The 19,586-nt window shown below is 60.2% G+C and carries 11 protein-coding genes; 7 read left to right on the forward strand and 4 right to left on the reverse strand.

Annotated elements, in window-relative coordinates:
- Nucleotides 1–425: 425 nt before the first annotated feature.
- Entirely contained in the window at nt 426–1,715 is a 1,290-nt protein-coding gene (locus ACFRFQ_RS28680) for a plasmid pRiA4b ORF-3 family protein (protein WP_378665003.1), read from the forward strand.
- Between the two features lie 67 nt (nt 1,716–1,782).
- Here the strand turns inward: ACFRFQ_RS28680 and ACFRFQ_RS28685 are convergent, their stop codons facing one another.
- Together ACFRFQ_RS28685 and ACFRFQ_RS28690 are read right to left on the reverse strand one after the other, a co-directional pair.
- Complete coding sequence (locus ACFRFQ_RS28685) at nt 1,783–2,358, reverse strand: TerD family protein (protein ID WP_378665004.1); 576 nt, start codon at nt 2,356–2,358, stop codon at nt 1,783–1,785.
- A gap of 111 nt (nt 2,359–2,469) precedes the next feature.
- Entirely contained in the window at nt 2,470–5,697 is a 3,228-nt protein-coding gene (locus ACFRFQ_RS28690; protein ID WP_378665005.1) for an SNF2-related protein, read from the reverse strand.
- 111 nt (nt 5,698–5,808) lie between these two features.
- Between ACFRFQ_RS28690 and ACFRFQ_RS28695 the strand changes: the two genes are divergently transcribed.
- Together ACFRFQ_RS28695 and ACFRFQ_RS28700 are read left to right on the forward strand one after the other, a co-directional pair.
- Nucleotides 5,809–6,903 (forward strand): alpha/beta hydrolase, encoded by a 1,095-nt coding sequence (locus ACFRFQ_RS28695; RefSeq protein ID WP_378665006.1) that lies wholly within the window; start codon nt 5,809–5,811, stop codon nt 6,901–6,903.
- A gap of 120 nt (nt 6,904–7,023) precedes the next feature.
- Entirely contained in the window at nt 7,024–8,118 is a 1,095-nt protein-coding gene (locus ACFRFQ_RS28700; RefSeq protein ID WP_378665007.1) for an alpha/beta hydrolase, read from the forward strand.
- Nucleotides 8,119–8,189: 71 nt separating this feature from the next.
- Here the strand turns inward: ACFRFQ_RS28700 and ACFRFQ_RS28705 are convergent, their stop codons facing one another.
- Nucleotides 8,190–9,560, reverse strand: coding sequence for a dicarboxylate/amino acid:cation symporter (locus ACFRFQ_RS28705; protein WP_378665008.1), 1,371 nt, complete (start codon nt 9,558–9,560; stop codon nt 8,190–8,192).
- Nucleotides 9,561–9,880: 320 nt separating this feature from the next.
- On the opposite strand from ACFRFQ_RS28705, the gene ACFRFQ_RS28710 reads away from it, so the two are divergent.
- On the forward strand, nt 9,881–10,795 hold the full coding sequence (locus ACFRFQ_RS28710; protein ID WP_378665009.1) for a phosphodiesterase: 915 nt from the start codon (nt 9,881–9,883) through the stop codon (nt 10,793–10,795).
- Nucleotides 10,796–10,804: 9 nt separating this feature from the next.
- On the opposite strand, the gene ACFRFQ_RS28715 is transcribed toward ACFRFQ_RS28710, so the two are convergent.
- Nucleotides 10,805–12,220 carry a stealth family protein gene (locus tag ACFRFQ_RS28715; protein ID WP_378665075.1) on the reverse strand — a complete coding sequence of 472 codons (1,416 nt, stop codon included), beginning with the start codon at nt 12,218–12,220 and terminating at the stop codon, nt 10,805–10,807.
- A gap of 495 nt (nt 12,221–12,715) precedes the next feature.
- Between ACFRFQ_RS28715 and ACFRFQ_RS28720 the strand changes: the two genes are divergently transcribed.
- The 3 genes from ACFRFQ_RS28720 to ACFRFQ_RS28730 are packed head-to-tail and all read left to right on the forward strand — an operon-like array spanning nt 12,716 to nt 19,585.
- Nucleotides 12,716–13,222, forward strand: a complete 507-nt coding sequence (locus ACFRFQ_RS28720) for a hypothetical protein (protein WP_378665010.1) — start codon at nt 12,716–12,718, stop codon at nt 13,220–13,222.
- Between the two features lie 5 nt (nt 13,223–13,227).
- Entirely contained in the window at nt 13,228–15,975 is a 2,748-nt protein-coding gene (locus ACFRFQ_RS28725) for a vWA domain-containing protein (RefSeq protein WP_378665076.1), read from the forward strand.
- A 37-nt stretch (nt 15,976–16,012) separates the two neighbouring features.
- Nucleotides 16,013–19,585, forward strand: a complete 3,573-nt coding sequence (locus ACFRFQ_RS28730; RefSeq protein WP_378665011.1) for a tubulin-like doman-containing protein — start codon at nt 16,013–16,015, stop codon at nt 19,583–19,585.
- The last annotated feature ends 1 nt before the right edge of the window (nt 19,586 follow it).

Here is a 19,586-nt window from a genome sequence, read left to right on the forward strand (position 1 = left end):
TCAGCGCCGATGGTACTGCACTCGACAGGGTGTGGGAGAGTAGGACACCGCCGAACACAACTTGAGAAAGCCCCCCAACATTGTTGGGGGGCTTTCTCGTCGTTCCCGGACCCCAATGCCGGTAAGTCGGTACCAGTGGTCGGGGTGAACGTATCGCTCACCCTGCTGGACAGGGGCGGCGGTACGTTCACGCGATCAAGGTGTGGGTTAAAACTCCGCAAATTGGGTCGTGTAGGTCGGCAGAACTGAAGGGTTGTCGGCAGTTCATGGCATAGTGAACAGCTATGGCTGGCCTCCGCAACTCCAGTGGCTCGCACCTGCGACTAGTGCCGACAGGATTTGATTCGCAAGAAACTTCCGCTTCACAGCAGGCTCCTGATGTGTCCGGACTTCCCGCGAGAAACTCGCGTGGACACCGCCGTTCAATGCCGGCAGGTCTACGAATCTCGATTCGGCTTGAAGAGGTGTCCACGCAGATATCACGGCGGTTGATTGTCGATTCCGACTTCACGCTCGATGATTTACATGCTGTGGTTCAACGGGCTATGGGTTGGCACGATATCCATGGACATTCGTGGCGGAAAATCGGCACCCGCTTTCCCGGTGATTTCTTGGAATATGCTCCGCGCGATCGCGTGACAGATCGTCGTCGAAGCGGCCAGAACACCGTCGCCGAGAACGAAGTCCACGTCGACGAAGTTCTATTGTCGCCTGGCGACATGATCCAGTACCGCTACGGTCGGGCGGGTGCCTGGCGTCATTCTGTGACTCTTGAATCGGTCGACGACGAAGCCGCGGACCAATCTGCGGTCTGTATTGAAGGTGTTGGTGCGTGCCCGCCCGAAGAGTGTGCCGGACCTGAAGAATTCGAGCAGCTGTTGAGGGTTCTGCTTTCGGAGGAACTGCGCTCTCGTGAGTGGACACTGGAGTGGGCACAAACCGATTTCCAGCCGAACAGGTTTGTGTTGGCGGAGGTTAACGAACGATTGGCTCATTGTGTCGGAACGGTGGCGCGGGAGTCCGTCATCGAGTCGTTCCCTCGCACCTTCGATATCTGGAATCTTTTCGAATTGCTCGCGCCGGCAAGTACCCCTGAGCTGCACGACGTGTTTGCGATGGCGGGACTTGACGATCGTTCTGAGCTTCCGTCGCAGGTACGTGCTGCTGCGAGTGCTCGCGTTCAGATGTTGTTGACGTTGGTCGGTGAAGACGGAATCGTGGTCGACTCGTTCTTGTCGACCGTCGACGCTGCGCTGGACCAGCCGGAACTCGAGCCGGTTAATCTCCCCAAGGCTGAGCGATTGTTAGTTCTCCTCCGAAGCTGGGGTTTAGCCAGGAAACTGAAGGGCAGGATTGTCCTGACGCGTCGTGGGCGTTCAGCGAGTGCAGATGCCGACGTGCTGTGGGATTGCATTGTTCAGGGAGTCCCTGTTGCGTCGACGGGACTCACGCGGGCCGTTGAGCTTCTCGTCCTCCTTGCTGTTGCTGCAGGGCTGGAACCGTCGGATCGGCATCACCTTGTTGCAGGAACACTTGGTCAGATCCGATCATCACAGGCGTTGGTCGCAGATCCCGTGATCTCTGGCAAGTCTGCCGGCACCACCATCGAGATTCTGGATCTGCTCGGGGCCATTGGATACGACTTGGTTGGGATGGGCTCGACGTCGGATATGCCCTGGGCACAGCATCTTGCACGGGCCGTCCTTCAACGCTAGACGCATCGCTGGAACGAATCTGGGTCCGAGCCTGAATCAGGCTCGGACCCAGATGCTTGGCGCAGTGTCAGATGTTGACGCCGTAGTCGCGGGCAATACCCGCGAGGCCGGACGCATATCCCTGGCCGATTGCGCGGAACTTCCACTCGGTGTTGTGCCGGTATACCTCACCGAAGAGCATGGCCGTCTCGGTGGACGCATCTTCGGACAGATCGTATCGGGCAAGTTCTGATCCCGTGGAGAGGTCGACCACACGAATGTAGGCATTGGTGACCTGGCCGAAGGACTGGAGTCGAGCGTCGGCGTCGTGGATCGATACCGGGAAGAAGATGTTGGTGACGTTGGGTGGCACCGCTGGGAGGTCGATGTTGATTACCTCGTCGTCTCCGTCGCCCTCGCCGGTGAGGTTGTCACCGGTGTGCTCGATGGCCCCGTCGGGGGATCGGAGGTTGTTGTAGAACACGAAGTGTAGGTCGGAAAGTACCTTGCGTTCCGGGCCGGTGACCAATGCACTCGCATCGAGGTCGAAGTCCGCGCCACTGGTGCTGCGCGCGTCCCACCCAAGCCCGACAGCAATTTTGGTCAGATTGGGTGCAGCTTTCGACAGAGATACGTTGCCGCCCTTGGCAAGTGTGACGCCCATTCAGGTTCCTCTCGTTCGAATGTGGTGGTGGCCGCATTCGTGAGTTCTGTGTTGTCCGTTCGCAAATAACCATACCGTTCCCGACGATTGTGCGGCGGAACCAGCCTGCGTTCACTCGAAGAGCGAACGGATGTCCTCTGCGCCCAGAGTGGAACTGAGCAGTTCATCGGAGTCCATGACGCTGGCGAACAGTGCTGATTTCTTTGCTTTGAGGGCCATCACCTTGTCTTCGATCGTGTCCTTGGCGATGATGCGATACACCATCACGTTCTTGGTTTGGCCGATGCGGTGCGCTCGGTCCACGGCCTGAGCTTCGGTTGCAGGGTTCCACCACGGATCAAGAATGAAGCAGTAGTCGGCCTCGGTGAGGTTGAGGCCGAAGCCACCGGCTTTGAGACTGATCAAAAACACTGGCGCAGTACCGGTTTTGAACTTTTCCAACACGCCACCGCGATCACGTGTGCTGCCGTCGAGATAGCAGTGCTCGATGTTGTCGGCGTCGAGGCGACGGCGAACGGAGTTGAGGAAACCGGTGAACTGGCTGAAGATCAAGGCACGGTGCCCGCCGGCAATGACGTCGTCCAATTGCTCGAGTAGCGCGTCTACTTTGGCTGATGGAATCGTGGCGTTCTTGTCGTCGATCAGCGAGGCGTCGAGGCTGAGTTGGCGCAGTAGTGTCAGTGAAGCGAGGATGGTGAAGCGGTTCTTGTCGACGTCGGACAGCAGGCCGAGAATCTTCTGGCGCTCGCGTTGGAGATGGGTGTCGTAGAGCGCGCGATGCTTGGGGTAGAGGTCGATCTCGAGTACTTGTTCCTGCTTTGCCGGTAGGTCGCGAACCACCTGCTCTTTGGTGCGCCTGATCATCAGTGGTTTGACCCGACGGCGCAGTTGTTCCAATCGCTCTGTGTCCCCGTTATTTTCGATCGGTCGCCGGTACAACTCGGTGAAGTTGGCGGAATTCGGAAATAGTCCGGGAGCGGTGATTGCAAGCAGTGACCACAGTTCGGTCAGGTTGTTCTCCATGGGGGTGCCGGTGATGGCGAGTTTGAACGGAGTCTCGATCTTGCGGGCGCACTGGTGGACTTTGGATTTGTGGTTCTTTGCAAACTGGGCTTCATCGAGAATCAGTCCGGACCAACTGTTGGCCGAATAGGCGTCGGAGTCGAGGCGGAGCAAGGCGTACGACGTGATCACGATGTCGGCGCCGACCACAATATCGGTGAGATCAAGGTTCTGTCGTTTGAGTGTCCCGGAGACAACTACTGAACTGAGATCTGGTGTGAATCTGTCGATTTCGGATTTCCAGTTCGAGACTACGCTGGTGGGGGCAACGATCAGAAACGGTGGTGCGCTCGGATTGGATTGGCGTGCACGGGCAATCATCGCCAGTGTTTGGAGTGTCTTACCGAGGCCCATGTCGTCGGCCAGTATTCCGCCGAGTCCGTGTTCCAGAAGGAAATTGAGCCACCGGAATCCGTCGATCTGATAGGGACGCAGTGTGGCCAGCAATGTCGACGGGACGTCCACTTGGTCGATGGAGGCGTGGGTGAGCAACCCGTCAACTTGCTTCTTCCACTGCGCTGCTTGATGTTCGACTATTCCGAGTGAGGTCAGGTCGTCCCAGAGTCCGGCCTGGAACTTGCTGATTCTCAGCGGGCCGTTGGGGCGGTCGAGGAGTGAGCGTGCTTCCGCGATGAGCCGTTGCAGTTCACGAAGTTCCGGTTTGTCGAGGCTGAAGTACGCACCGTCGGGCAATAGCAGTTCGGTGGCGCCGATACTGAGCGCGGAGAAGATGTCGGCAAACGGCACTTCCTGACCGTCGGCGTTGACGGTGACCCCGAGGTCGAACCAATCGGATCCGGCGCCCTCTGGTGAAGTGCTGGTGGAGAGCCCGATGACAAGTGAATCGTCGGTGGCGCGATAGTTGGCGGGTGTCCCGCCGATCGTGACGTCAGCATCTGGATGGTCGCGGAGCTGTGGAAGGACATCGAGGGTGAATCGCATGGTGTCCAGCCCGGTCAGTGGACCGTGCACCAGTTCTCGGGAGTGCGACTCAGTGGCGTCGTTGCGCCTGAACAGGGGGCTCACGGTGTCGAGGATGGATCGTTCCTTGGCAGGTGAGCGGGCGTCGAGTGGCTCGGTCTGTTGGTCGACGCCGACGGTCAACCGATCGTTTCCGATGGTGTATTGCCATTCCCACGTCAGGTCAACACGATGATCATCGTGGTACTTCGCTTGCAGGTGCAGAACCGGGCCGCTGATCTCGGGTGACGCGTACGAATTATCGGTGGACACGATATCGGCAATTGAGCTGAGTCTGACCGCGAAGCGGGAGTCGAAGGTTTCGCGGTGCTGCGCCGGTATGTCAATGACGTCGCCTGCGTCGATGAAGTCCTCGAGTGCGGGGGAGACCGGTGTATTCAACGGCGCCAGCCGGATCCTGCCGTCGTGATCGACTGCGTAGACGCCGTGCGCAGTACTACCGATTGTTCCCCAGGTCGGTGGGGTTGGCTCCGAGGTTCTCTCGTCGCCTCTGATGAAGAAGGGGCGCGGTGTGACCTGGAGTCCGTTGTCCGGCCCCTGCGTCACATCGATGCAGACATCTACTCCGTCGCCGATTGTGACCGGTCCGAGGCTTGCTTTGGCGTGGAGGAGCGGAATACCGGCCTTCTGCGCCTCGGCGAGTAAAGCCCACAACCCAGGGCTCGGGAAAGCCGACAGATCAAAATCGGTGGCGTTGTAGTGGCGGTACGCCGTTCGGCCGTTCATCAATAGGTGGATATCGTTGAGTATTCGGATGTGCTGAGCTGGGTGTTGGTGGAAGCTGCCGAGCTTGTTCCAGGCGAGGCCGCCGGATATCCATCCCCGTGCGCCGGGTTTCACCGGTTTGATCAGTAGCTGATTTCGTGGGCCGTTGGTTCGGACAGTGAATTGGATGCCCAGATCACTGGTGTTTCGCTCGGCAGGGCGTGGTCGTAGCAACGCTCGGACGGAATCTTCCCAGCTCTGAGGTGCAGTCCGTTGAGAAGACCTTGCTGCCGCGGCCATGACAAGCGCCGCGACGTGCTTGCAGTTCATCCGTACCGGGCACGTACAGAGACCTCGGAGGATGGTGACCACGTTGTCGGCGTGGTTGTGTGAGCGTCGACCGAGAAAGACCGTTGCGACGTATTCCTCGTTGCCGACGACTTCGCCTTCGAGAGTCTCGGTCGCATGGTCCCACTCGAATTCGCGTACAGCTCCTTGGCGGAAATAGTCGAGCCCACGTTGAAATGTGGTTGTGCCGACAACGGCGCGGACTTGGTCCAGGTCGGGGACTAGGACTGATTCCGGCTGCATGGTTTCAGCCTAATCCGGGCGTCCGACACCGCTGTGAATGAGCGATAATGACGGCTGACTTGAAACTGGACGGTATGTTCACTTCGTCGGGATTAATTAATTGGAGCCTGGATGAATGCCCTTGTGAATACGCCTGCCCGGATCGGGAAGGTCGGAGCGGCGCTGATCGCGATGTGCGTCGCGACTGTGCCGCTGATCGGTGTCGGTACGGCCAACGCGCAGTCGAGTACAGGCAGCACCGGAAGTTTCGATTTCGGATCGAGTATTCCCGAGATATTTCGCGATGATCCCGGGCCGCTTCCCGTTCTGCGTGACGACATAACGGCTGCGGCCATCGTTGGCGAAGAACAAACCGGCGTGCAGGCGTCGCGTCTGACGGTTGCGTCACCGGCTTTGAAACGTGAGGTTGGTGTCGAGGTATTACTTCCGGCAGACAACTCGGTTCCGCGCCCGACGCTCTACATGCTTCAAGGCGTCGACGGCGGTGAGGGTTCGAACGGATGGGTGACCATGGGCGGCGCTCCCGCCTTCTTTGCTGACAAGAATGCGTATGTCGTCATGATCAACGGCGGCTCGGCGAGCCTGTTCTCGGATTGGGAGAGCAAGGATCCGGCGCTCGGTCTGCACAAGTGGGAGACCTTCATCGCGAAGGAGTTGCCGCCATTGATAAACGCCCACTTCGGTACCAACGGCGTCAATGCGATTGCCGGGACGTCGATGGGTGCGCAGGGAGCGATGATGCTCGCTCATCGGTATCCGGATCTGTACCGCGGCGTCGCGGTGTTCAGCGGTTGCTATTCGACAATGGATACCTGGGGACGAACCAGCGTGCAGGCGACGGTTACCTCGCGTGGCGGTGACCCGGCCAATATGTGGGGAGAACTCGGCGGGCCGCAGTGGGAAGCACATGATTCGGTGTTGAACGCAGAACGCTTGCGTGGCAAGGAAATCTACATCTCGACGGCCAACGGTGCCCCCGGCGCGGACGAAACGCTGCAGACGCCGGAACTGTTGGAGCGACTGGTTGTCGGCGGCGGGATCGAGGCTGCTGCGAAGGTTTGTACCAAGGTGTTCGATCAGCGATTGCGCTCACTCGATATCGCGGCCACCGTGGACTACGAGCCCAATGGCACCCATGCCTGGGCGTACTGGCGTGAGCGCTTGCCGAAGGCGTGGCCGACACTGTCGAAGGCTCTGGGTGTCTGACGTCGGGTGTGCATCTCTCGCTTCGCCGCTGATCAGACGTGGTGCGAGGGGCCAACAGGTGAGTGTGTCCGAATTGCACGGTATCTTGCAGGTGACTGTATTTGATCGTTTGGGAGCCTGATGTCGAAGTGCCTGACCCCGCCCACCCCCGTGCGGCGGGCGGGAATTGTTGTCACGACTGCGTGTGTGTTGGGACTGCAGGTGCTCGGTATCACGTCCGCGGGCGCGTCGCCGACTCCTGGCAGTATCGAGCAGTTGGAATACGGCTCGACCGTGCCGGGGTCCATGCAGGGTGATCCGGGCCCGCTTGCGCCTCTGATGACCGGTATCACTGCCCCGGCAATTGTCGATGAGAGCGTGACGGGACCGCAGTCGGTTCGCTTGACGGTGGCATCTCCCGCCTTGCGGCGCGACGTCGGCCTCGAAGTTATTCTTCCCGCAGACAATTCCGTACCACGACCGACCTTGTATCTCCTGGACGGTGCGGATGCCCGTGAGACGTCCAGCGGCTGGGTCAGGTATGGGGTGGCACCGGATTTCTTTGTCGACAAGAACGTCAACGTCGTGATGATCAACGGCGGTAAAGCCGGCATGTACACGGATTGGGAGAACGAGGATCCGGCACTTGGACTGCACAAGTGGGAAACGTTCATCGCGAAAGAGTTGCCCGCGCTCCTGAACACACGATTGAATACCAACGGCGTCAATGCAATTGCGGGTATTTCGATGGGCGCCCAAGGCGCGATGATGCTCGCTCACCGAAATCCGGGCTTGTACAAAGGGGTAGCGGGTTTCAGTGGGTGCTACTCGACCACGGACACCTGGGGTCGGGCCAGCATTCAATCGACTGTGACATCGCGCGGCGGCAACACCGACAACATGTGGGGAGTGCCAGGCGGGCCGGAATGGGAAGCACACGATTCGCTCCTCAACGCCGAACAACTGCGTGGAACCGAAATCTACCTGTCCGTCGGTACAGGCATAGCGGGTTCGAACGAAACCTTGCAGACGCCTGACTTGGCTGACCGTCTGGTGGTGGGCGGTAGCATCGAAGCGGTGGCAAACATGTGTACCAAGGCTTTCGACCAGCGACTCGACGAACTTGGTATCGACGCCACAGTCGACTTCGAACCGACCGGCACGCATTCGTGGCCGTACTGGCGTGAGCGTTTCCCCAAAGCGTGGCCGACATTGTCCAGGGCGCTCGGTATCTGAGAAGAAAAGTATCTGAGAAGAAAAATGTCCCCGCACCGATCGGTGCGGGGACATCTTTTCATGCGGCCGAACTAGGCGTCGACAAGTTCCTCGGCAAACGGATTGCCGTTGCGCGGCGCGTTGAAACGGGCCGTGTCCAGGATGCCTTCACGCTTGGCCACGATCACGGGGACGAGTGCCTGTCCGGTGACGTTGACAGCGGTACGGCCCATGTCGACGATCGGTTCGACAGCCAGAAGCAGGCCAACGCCGGCAAGCGGCAGTCCGAGAGTCGAGAGAGTCAGGGTGAGCATGACTGTTGCACCGGTGGTTCCGGCGGTAGCGGCCGAGCCGATCACCGAGACGACAACGATCAAGAGGTAGTCGGTGAAGTTGAGCGGGACGTCGTAGAAGCCGGCAACGAAGATGGCTGCGATTGCGGGATAGATTGCGGCGCAACCATCCATCTTGGTAGTTGCACCCAGCGGCACGGCAAACGACGCGTACTCGCGCGGCACGCCGAGATTGCGCTCGGTGACGCGTTCGGTCAGCGGAAGTGTGCCGATCGACGAGCGGGAAACGAAGCCGAGCTGAGTTGCAGGCCAGACGCCGGAGAAGAAGTTCCGAACCGAGAGGCCGTGGGCAGCAATGAGAGCCGGGTAGACGACAAAGAACACGATCGCCAGTCCGATGTAGATCGCTGCGGTGAATACGCCGAGCGATCCGATGGCGTCCCAACCGTAGGTTGCGACGGCGGTGGCAATCAGGCCGGCGGTGCCGATCGGCGCGAGGCGAATGATCCACCACAGAACCTTCTGAATGATGGCCAGGAGAGACGCGTTGAACTCGAGGAACTTCTCAGCCTTGGCGCCGACCTTGAGAGCCGCGATTCCGATTGCTGCCGCCATGACAAGAAGCTGCAGAACATTGAAGCTCAGTGAGGTTGTAGCGACGCCTTCGGTGACCGACGTCTTGGCGCCCAGGCCGAGGAAGTTGTTCGGCACCAGGCCGGTGATGAACGCCCACCACGATCCGGAACTCTTCGGCTCCTTGGCGGCTTCGGCAGCGACGTCGGTACGTGAACCGGGATCGGTGATCAGGCCGACGACGATGCCGATGATGACTGCGATGAACGCCGTGATCGCGAACCACAACAGCGTCTGCACGGCCAACCGAGCAGCATTGGCAACCTGACGCAGGTTTGCGATGGAACTGACGATGGCGGTGAACACCAACGGAATAACCGCGACCGTCAGCAGTTTGACGTAGCTGCTGCCGATGGTCTGGACAGTTCCGACGAGCCAGTTCACATTGCCGTCTGCAGCGTCAGGCATCGCGCGGGCAACCAGACCGAGAATGACACCGATAACCAGACCGGCAACAATCTGCGGTCCGAATGATGTTGCCCACGATGGGAACCTGGTCTTTGTTTCCGGCACGCCGGTGGAGGTGGAGCTGGGCATGACAATGCCTTTCAAAAAATTGAAGAGAGCGAAACACGGCACGCCGTCGAAAAAGTTCAGGCGGGGTTTCGTGAAAATGTTTCCTGGTGCGCGTCGATCAGGCCGAGCGCGGACACATTGCGCTCGCCTGCAGGCGAAGGTCGACGTAGCGTCGAGAGGTCAGGAACAACACTGCGAACACTCTACTCGTAGCTTCAACTACCTGTGATTCCGGGCGGTTCGTGGGTGTGCCCGAACGAGTGCCGAGGACTCGATGACTAGTGTCGAGGTTCGGTAGGTGCACCGGTACCTGCGCGTCGGCGAGCGGAAGCGAGAGACCGATGAGCGTTCGACATGCCGAATATCCACGTCCGAAGCATTTCCTGGTGCATGTGAGCGATACGCACCTCGTCGACGATGGGGACTTGTACGGCGCCGTCGACGCGGCGGCTCGACTGCGGCAGATTCTTGCCGGCGTGGAGGCTTCCGGGGCGCGCCCGCGTGCGTTGGTGTTCACCGGTGATCTCACCGACAAGGGGGAGTCGAACGCGTACGAGAAGCTGAAGGCGATTGTGGAACCCGTGGCCGGCAGACTTGGTGCCGAGGTCATCTGGGTGATGGGTAACCACGATGATCGTGAACACTTCCGGGCGCGGTTGTTGAACGAGTCACCGTCGACCCAATCGGTCGATCGGGTCTACGACATCGACGGCCTCCGCATCATCACGCTCGACTCGACCGTTCCCGGCCACCACTACGGATCGATCAGCGACGCCCAATTGAATTGGCTGCGAACACAATTAGCGACTCCAGCACCTGACGGAACGATTCTGGCCCTTCATCACCCGCCTGTTCCGTGTATCCAGGATCTGGCTGTACTGGTCGAACTGCGAGATCAGTCCAGGTTGGCCGAAGTGCTCCGGGGAAGTGACGTGCGAGCAATCCTCGCGGGCCACTTGCATTACTCGACGACGGCGACGTTCGCGGGAATTCCTGTGTCGGTGGCATCGTCGGCCTGCTACACCCAGGATCTCAACGTTCCCGTCGGCGGACAGCGTGGCCGAGACAGCGCACAAGGCTGCAATCTCGTCCACGTGTACGCCGACACGATTGTTCACTCGGTAGTGCCGATCGAGCGTGACGACGTTGTCGGCGACGACACGGTGGGTGAGGCCGTCAGTGCCCGCGACGGCGCGGTGCGTCTGGCTGACGCCGGCATTCGCATCGGTGAGCACAACGATATTCCCGTTGCGTAGTAAGGCGCGTCAGGCCTCCCACGGCGCTTTGACGGGATAGTAATTTTCGAGAAACTCGGTGACCTTGCGGGTACGTAGTTCGAGATCGATCTCCGGTTCACTACCGTCGTTGAGGCAGAAGAAATCCATCGAACGGTCTTTGAGTAGTGAATTCATCTGTCGCAAACCGGCTTTGGCAGTGGTGTCGACGTATTTGACGCTAGCCGACTTCTGTACGACGGAGCGACCACTCATCAGTGCGTAGTAGTGGTACAGCGAATTGGTGACGGAAATGTTGGTGCTCGCCCGGAAGGTGCTCGCGGCCGTGGCCGCAAAATCGTCGGCAAATTCGCGTTCCATTTCCGCCATCACACTTTTACGCAGCGGGGTGGCGGCATGCTCGAGGTGCCGGGTTGTCATCAAACCGAATCGCTCCTGTAGGAGGCGTCGATTGACGCGCGCCGCGTTTTCGAACCCGCTGCGATCATCGTCGTTGTGCCCCAAACCTATTCGCGTGTCCGCCTCGATGAACATGCTGATTCCTCCGGGTGAGAAGAACATGTCGGGGCCGACGGATCTGCCGAAGAACATGTCGTCGTTCGAATAGAGGAAATGTTCGGAGAGTCCGGGTATGTGATGCAGTTGGCATTCGACAGCTTGAGAATTGTGAGTGGGCAGCACCGACGGGTCGGCAAAGAACTTTTCGCTGGGCATGAACGTGACCCGAGGATCGTCGGCCAACCATGCCGGGCGATCGGAATCGGTGGCGACAAAGATCCTTCGGATCCACGGCGCATACATGTGCACGGACCGCAGCGCGTACTTCAATTCGTCGATCTGACGGAATCGTGCCGCGGATTCGTCACCTTCACCGACAACGTAGTTCTGCATCCGAAGAGCGCGTTGCGCCTGAAATTCTTCGGAAGAACCGTCGACCCAGGAAAAGACGAGATCGATGTCGAAATTGATGTCCGATGCATGGGCGGCAAACATATTCTCGATCGTCGGCCATAGTCGGCCGAAACGCTCCACCGTGCCGCGGACTGCTTCTTCCGAACGCACCGTCCGACGCGTCAGTGAATTTTCGATCGGCAGAACAATCTCCGTGTCGGATATGGACCACAGTTCGATCTGAAGACCGATATTCGCGCCGTAGTTGAGGCCACTCGCCAGATGAACCCGAGGCCGGAACAGTCGAAAGATGCGGGCCTTTGCCGTGGTGGACAATGCGCCGTCGGCAATCAGGAGCGCTGGGCTCTTTTTCGCGTCGAGAGTCTTCGAATAGAAAGGCGTGTTCTGGCATCCGTCGATCAGCGCGCGGCGCAATTTCTTGCGATTCGCCCAGTTGACCGCGACGACCGCTCGTTCGTCGTTGCCGCGTACGAGGAGGTACTCGATACCGGCCGCGTCGAGAATATCGCGGATGAAGAGGAGGTCCTCGATCATCGCTTCGAGCGGGGTTGTGGTGACGATCGGGAGCGCAATCCGATTCTTGAATCGCACAGTTCCCGTGCGATCCTCCAATCGAGCGCGCACGGAGGACGAGACGGGTTTCACTGCCTCAGTGGTGTCCTGCTCCGGTGGTACGAAGTAGATGTCGTGCGGAGCGGGAGATTGTGTAATGACGTGCCTTTCGATGACAGGACCCGCGATGGCGGTGTTTGGCCAGTCTAGTCGGGCTCACCGGGTCTTGAAGGCTGGGTTGCGGTGTGCCCAAAGCGGCAAAACCGACTAACTCCGATATGTCGACTTGGTGCATTTTGAGGGCCAACGACGAAATTGTCCGACTCATGTGGTGATATGTGTTCGTGCAATTCGGGGTGGGAAAGATGCATCAGTCCTCATTGCATATGTAGCAAAGACCCATGATCGACCGAAATACAGCATTAAGTGCTCTCCGAGTTCTGGTTACCGTTTTATCCCCATTGCAAGGAGCGTTCCTTGGTACGACCACCCGACCCGTTCGACTTCAGTGACTATTCGCGCCCGCAGCCGGGGCACGGCGGTGCACCCGATCCGGGAGCCGGTGATTTCACCCGGCCGTCCGGAGGATTCAATACCCCGTCGGCGCCGAGTCAGTATCCGGGAATGCCGACCGGTGATTCGTTCAGTGCCGCAAGCCCGAGCGCTGTCGTTCAAGTACGCACCGCACCAACCGCCTGGCTTGCCGCCGCAGGTGCCGTCGCCGTGATCGGTTTGATCGTGGCCGTTGTTACCTTCGCCGTACTCGATTCGGGTCCGCTCGCAGTGGTCGCTTGGATTCTCGGTGGCCCAGTGGCAATCGGTTTGCTCGCGCTCTTTACGTATCGCGACACACAGGCGCGTGCCAGTGCGTTCTATACGGAGCCGCTGTGGGTGTCGTCGACGACCCGTGTCGTACTCGCTATTTCATGCATTGCAGTACTGATCAGTGCGTGGAACATTGCTGATTGGATTGGACGGCTGTGAGCAGAATGCGTACCGGTGCGCTCTTCGTTTTCGGAATTCTGTTGCTCAATGCGGTCGGTGGACTGGGAGTGGCCGCCGCGCAGGCGGCCGGAAACGAGAGCTCGGCCGTCGGTGATTTCGGATCGTGCCTGGCGTCGCAGCAGACTGGAGATCTTCTTCTTCTCGTGGACGAGTCCTCGAGTCTGCAGACCTCCGACCCGGACGCGGCTCGAGTGTCTGCGGCGAATTTCCTGCTGGATCGCCTCGCTGCCTTCGGCGAATCGGCAGCGGTCGACCTCAATGTCGCGATCGCGGGATTCTCGAGTGACTACACCGTCCATACCGGGTGGACTTCTCTGAATTCCGGGAGCTTGCCCACTCTCAAGAGTTCGATCGAAGAGTTCCGTACTCGGACAACTGGCATCGATACCGACTACTGGGGCGCGATGAACGGCGCCCAGAACGAATTGGGCGATCGTCCGCAGAACGCCGACGGTTCAAGTCGGTGTCAGGCAATTGCATGGTTCTCGGACGGAAAATTGGACTTCACCGAGCGCGACGGCAGTAAGCCGTACGCATCAGGAGTCAGCTTGGGCTCGCCGGACGGCGTAAAGCAGGTCGTGGCAGCCGCTACCGAGTCGATTTGCCGACCGGCAGGCATTGCCGATCAGGTGAGAAGTGCAGGTATCAAGGTGTTCGGCATCGGCCTGGCGTCCGGAACCGCCGTTGCTGCCGACTTCGATCTGATGCAGGCGATCACCTCGGGTGCATCTGGTGACGGCGCGGCGTGTGGCGCGGTACAGGCGCCATCCCCGGGGGAGTTCTTCCTGGCTCAGAATATCGACGACCTGCTGTTCGCGTTCGATTCCTTCAGCACTCCCGGCCAAGCGCCGCTCGAACGAGAGAGTGGTATCTGCGTCCAGCAGGTGTGTGAGGACGGCAAGCATCGGTTCGTCCTGGACCGTTCGATCAGTGCCGTGAACGTGCTTGCATTTGCCGACGCCGAAGGTTTGATTCCGACTGTGGTGGCCCCGAACGGTGAGCAACTGGCGCTGCCACTGGCCGCTCTACGAATGGATTCTCGTGGCCAGCTTGCTGGTGTCGAGATCAACTACCGCTGGGAGTCGCCGAATTCGGTGTCGTTCTCGATGTCGGATGCCGGCTCGGATCAGTGGCAGGGCGTGTGGGCGCTGGTATTCGTCGACCCGACGGGAACCGCAGCCCAAGCGCGATCGAAGTCGAACATTCACATCTCGGGCAATTTGTTCCCCGCCTGGCTCGGACAGAAGACAACCGCTGTGCACACGGGGGAAAAGACCAGTGCCATCGAACTTGGAATCGTCGGCGCAGATCGCGCGCCCATCGATCCAGCCTCATTGCTGGGTACAGCCGAGCTGTCCGTCTCGGTCGTGGATTCGTCCGGGACTGTCCACGACGTGGCAGCGCCGCTACCCAAGGATCGAATCGGTGAGTCTGTCGAACTCGATCTCACCGACGTGCCGCCGGGAGATGCGACGCTTCGCCTGACACTGGACGTCACTACCGCAGACGCTCCGCGCATCGACGGCGGTGTCGAGCCGGGAACCGCGCTGACAGCTCAGTCGGTCGACATCGCGCTGCCGATTGCGCCGCCGATCGGTTACCCCTCGCTTCCCGCTCGCGTTGACTTCGGCACTCTCGAAGGTGCCGGCGTTTTCGAGCGCAGCCTCGATGTCACCGGCGCCGGATGTGTTCGATTGGACTCGAGTCAGTCGGTGTCGTTCACCGGTTCGCCCGACGGTATCGGTTCGGTGGCCCTCACTGGTCCAGCCGAGGAAGCCCAGTGTCTCGAATCGAATGGCACTCTTCCGGTATCGATCGACATCGAAAATGCAGTCAACGGAACAGTCAGCGGAACGATGTCATTGCTCGTGTCGCCGGTTGGTGAAAGCGATCGCGAGATTTCGGTTCCAGTGCAGTTCACTGCGGACGTCCAGAAGCCGGTCGACACCGGCACGTTCTGGCTGACGCTGATTGTGGCGCTGTTGCTCGGCCCTGGTATCCCACTGTTGCTTCTGTATGCCGGCAAGTGGTTGACCGCCAAGATTCCGCCGGGTGGCCTCAAGGCTCAGCAGTTCCCGATCGAGATCCGAAATGGCGAGGTTCTCCGCGACGGGCGCCCCTTCGCACTGCGCGACCGCGATCTCGTCGATTCGGTGCGGGGAATGCATGAAGCTACCCGTCTGCTCGACGCCGCCGGCGTCGAACTGCGCACGCATGTAGGCCTGTCGCCGGTTGGAGCCGGATACGTGAGCGCACATCTGCCGGGAATGTTGGGAGCGTCGAATTCGAATCCGGCGACGGACAAGGACGGTAACGCGCACCTCCCGTTGGCGGTGCACAACTCGTGGGCTGTCTTCCATGATCCGAACGGTTCGCCAGAGGCTGCGACCCTGTTGCTGCTGATCGGTACTGATGCGGACAGCAATCGGGTGGAGAGAGTGCTTGACGATGCTCGGCGCAATGTGGCCGACGCGGTATCCCAGTTGCGAGGGAGATCCGTCGACACGTCTGGCACACATGGTGATTCCGGCTCGCAACCAGGTTCACCGATAGCCGACCCTTTCGGTAATCCACAAGCGGGTGCACATCAGTCCAGTGCTCAACCGGGTGGGTATGTGCCAGACGGATCTACCTGGACGCCGCCAGGGGCTCCCGCCGGCAACGCGGATCCGTTTGCGCCCCCGAGCGGATTCGATCCGTTCGGACCGCCGGACAGTCGAGGCAGGCAATGACATTCAGCGTAGGCATCATCATTTGGAGAGGACCGGCATGAGGCGTTTTCTGGTAGTGGGGTGCGGCGGCTCGGGCGCCGTCACGTTGTCCTACATGATGGACCAGCTGCGATCGGACCTCGCGGCGGTCGGCGTCGAGAAGATCCCGTCCGGCTGGCAATTTGTGAGCCTCGACGTTCCGACCGCGCCCGAGACGGGGCCGGACGGACTGAACAACGTTCGCGATCAAGGCGGTACCTACTTCGGCAGTGGGCCGCAGGGTGATTCGTACGCGGTACTCGACAACGCGCTCTCCAATCAACTCGCAGCTCGACAGCAGTTGAGTTCGATCGCCACCTGGGCGCCGCGGGATCCGCGCAATGTGCCTGTGCCGATAGGTTCGGGGGCCGGTCAGTTCCGCGCACTCGGACGGATGATCACACTGAGTAAGACGGCCGGTATCAGTGAGGTACTGCAACGGGCTTGGGATGAATTGTTCACCGTCGCAACCGAAACAGAGATGCGTTCACTCGACATTCCCGGCGGTGGTTCCTTCGATCCAGGTGAATCGCCGATAGTTCTGGTGGTGTCCTCGATGGCCGGTGGCGCCGGTGCGTCGATGGCATTGGACATCTGCCGATTACTCACGCTCATACCGCGTTTGGATCCGAAGATGATGGGCGTGTTCATGGTTGCGCCCGACATTTTCGACGCATTGGGTAAGAGCGCAACTACAGGTGTCAGTGCCAATGCGCTGGCAATGCTGGGTGAGATCGTCGCAAGTCAGATGGGTTCGGCACGTGAACACGACGTCGCTATTCTGAAGGCGCTGGGACAGCAGAACGGTGAGGGCGCCGAGGTTCCGTTCGCTCGCGTGTTTCCGGTCGGCCGTCGCGTCGGCACCGAGGGCGCGCCGTTCGGCGACGGTTCGCAGAATGCGATCTACCGCGGGCTGGGCCGTGGGTTGTCCGGGTTGATGATGAGTGGGGCAGCAACTCGGCAATTCGTTCAGTACGACCTCACCAACGGTGGTGGTCTGGCGGGTCTGCGCGAACATATCGGCTGGGGTGCCGGAGCCTGGGACAGCCTGCCGTGGGGTACATTCGGATTCTCCAGCCTTAGTATGGGGCGCGACCGCTATGCGGAGTACGCGGCCCAGCGATTGGCTCGCAGTAGCGTCGACCGTCTGCTCGGCGGTCACCTGCAGCGTGGAAATCCGGCTTCGGACGAAGAACAGGTCAATGCCATTCTCGACAGCCAGTGGCCGTCGATTCTGGCGCGGGTCGGCCTGGCTGATCGTAATTCCGGGGGCGGAGCGTCGCCGGCGAATGTCGGCGGGTGGATCACCGGAACGGTTCTGCCCTGGGACGAAATCGGGCGCATGTCGCGTCAGATCGTGGAAACACAGCTCCGTCCGTATATCCCGTCCGGCGACGGAATGAACGCCAAACAATGGGTTCCGGATGTGCAGCAGGCGATCCGTGGTCGTGGCCCGGCCCTGCGTGGCGCGTCGGACAGCGCAGCACTCCTGCATGCTTTCGGTTGGCAGGATCGCATCGTCTACAACATCGAATCGATGGTTGCCGACGCGGTAGCCACTCTCGGGTTGCCCTATGCCACAGCCATTGTCAATCGTTTGTCGACATACCTCCGTGATGTCATCCGGCCGGCGGCAGAGGACCTGGCGAAGTTGGCGCCTGCGGATATCACGGCGCCGACACCTGGCGTCACCGGAACACTGGCCAGCCTCAACGGAACGATTCCGATGAGCGGTGCCGTCATCGATTCAGTTGTGGTCGAGTACCAGAACAACGTCAATCGGCAGATTTACTCGACCCTCTCGGGCAAGGTGCGCGATATCGTCGCTGCCTTGGTGCCGGAAATCTTGACGCCGTTATTGGCGGCGCTCAACGAATCTCAGACGGTTCTTCGGATTGCCAGTAAGACGCCGGCAATCGACGTCGGTTTGGCGCGGTTGGAGACAGATCAGTATGCGGCCTGGCCGTCCGATGCGGCAGAACGTGTTCCGCAGCGTTTCGCGGAGGCCAACAACGAGGTGATGCTGACACCGTCAGCGGAGTTCCTCGCGCAGTATCGCAGCGATCTGCCCATGGCAGTCGCGGAGGATTCGTCCGTGCCGCCGCCATTCGATACGGCCGTACAGATTGCATCACAACGAGTTGTCACAGGTCTGTGGCCCACCACCGACGGATCACGCGCGCCGGGGCAGGTAGTGCCGCTGATCGAACGAACGGCGACGTGGCGGTCGAAGGCATTTCCGGTCAACCCCTCGACCAACGAGGCGCTTATTCCGTCGGCGGCTCGATATGACGTTCATCTGCGGGCCGGTGAATTGCTCGGCCGCGCCAGGGCGTACGTCTCACGAACCGGAGAATCCTTCGACCGGTTCTGCAAGGTGACGTTGAGGGATTACATCGTGGCATCGGGAGTGCCCGAATACGAACTGCAACAGCGCACTTCGCTTCTGCTGTCGAAGTTCGGCGAGGCGCTGTCGCTCGCTCGCCCGCTCGCGAGTGTCAATCAGCAGGCGATGGAGGCGTTGCATCCGGGTCAGCAGATCGCATACCGGTACAAGTTCTCGGCGGTGCCTTTCCTCAATCTTCCGGTATCGGAACTTCTGGCTCAGGTAATCAGCCACAATCCCAAGATCGACCGCGAGACGGGTGACGGTTTCGGGCGACTGCTTACCGACGAGGGTGGATTGAAACGCCTGGACATCTTCGGTTCGTACCCGAACTATTCGCCGCTTGCCTACGATTCCGTGCTCAAACCCGCTGCGAAGCAATGGGCGGATTCCACTCCTTCGCAGCAGGAGGCATTCTGGTCGATGCGACGGTCGCGCCCGCTCGCTGCGTCGCTGCCCATGCACGAGAACGAGCGTCGTGCCATGACGGCCGGGTGGTTCCTCGGACTGGTACTCGGGCGGATCCGGATCCCGGCCCCGCCGTTCCTGGAACCGGTGCGAGTCTGGTCGGCGGCAGAGAGCGCGTGGCTTGACTTCCCGAATCCGTTGCTCACTCCGCCCGGTCGCTTCGGAGCCAACAACGACTGGTTGCCGGCGGTGCTCGAATCAGTTCTCCTGGCGATGGCTCAGTCACATCAGCAGCCGGTAATGTCCTCGATGCATCCGTATCGAGCGCTCCGCTCGATTTATGATGCGACGCTGGAAGATCCGGCACGGGGAATCAACGAGATCTCGGCGAAGTCGGCGTTGACCGAGTGGCTCCGCACCGGTGACACGCAGACTGGATGGCCGTCCGCGATCCCGGATTCGGACAGCCTATCCACGATCGAGGAGCGCAGCGCCAAGACAGTTGAGTGGCTGGAACGTCTGAATGCATTTGTGGGACACCACTATCTGGCTCCAGGTCAGGATGGAGCGGCAGGCGGCGGCACCTTCTCGCAGATCACCTCGCGAGGACAGGCGTCCAAGACGCCGATTTTCCGTGACCTTGCGCCTGACGTGTTCTGGGCTACTGCCGAGCTGTCGGTCATGGTCAAGGAATGTGAGGAGTCTGCTTTCCGCCCCGTTGAAAGTAGTTTCCCCACAATGCCTTCGGCTGGATTCGGAGACAACGACATCGTGATTCCCGACTTAGGACAGTTCTGAC

The organism is Rhodococcus sp. NPDC056743, assembly GCF_042790355.1.
In the GTDB taxonomy this organism is placed as follows: Bacteria; Actinomycetota; Actinomycetes; order Mycobacteriales; family Mycobacteriaceae; genus Rhodococcus_F.

Bases quoted from the DNA above. Each gene is read 5' to 3' on its own strand.
- ACFRFQ_RS28695 (WP_378665006.1), top strand. From the start codon at position 5,809: ATGAATGCCCTTGTGAATACGCCTGCCCGGATCGGGAAGGTCGGAGCG.
- ACFRFQ_RS28710 (WP_378665009.1), top strand. From the start codon at position 9,881: ATGAGCGTTCGACATGCCGAATATCCACGTCCGAAGCATTTCCTGGTG.
- ACFRFQ_RS28715 (WP_378665075.1), bottom strand. From the start codon at position 12,220: ATGATCGAGGACCTCCTCTTCATCCGCGATATTCTCGACGCGGCCGGT.
- ACFRFQ_RS28700 (WP_378665007.1), top strand. From the start codon at position 7,024: ATGTCGAAGTGCCTGACCCCGCCCACCCCCGTGCGGCGGGCGGGAATT.
- ACFRFQ_RS28725 (WP_378665076.1), top strand. From the start codon at position 13,228: ATGCGTACCGGTGCGCTCTTCGTTTTCGGAATTCTGTTGCTCAATGCG.
- ACFRFQ_RS28685 (WP_378665004.1), bottom strand. From the start codon at position 2,358: ATGGGCGTCACACTTGCCAAGGGCGGCAACGTATCTCTGTCGAAAGCT.
- ACFRFQ_RS28690 (WP_378665005.1), bottom strand. From the start codon at position 5,697: ATGCAGCCGGAATCAGTCCTAGTCCCCGACCTGGACCAAGTCCGCGCC.
- ACFRFQ_RS28730 (WP_378665011.1), top strand. From the start codon at position 16,013: ATGAGGCGTTTTCTGGTAGTGGGGTGCGGCGGCTCGGGCGCCGTCACG.
- ACFRFQ_RS28705 (WP_378665008.1), bottom strand. From the start codon at position 9,560: ATGCCCAGCTCCACCTCCACCGGCGTGCCGGAAACAAAGACCAGGTTC.
- ACFRFQ_RS28680 (WP_378665003.1), top strand. From the start codon at position 426: ATGCCGGCAGGTCTACGAATCTCGATTCGGCTTGAAGAGGTGTCCACG.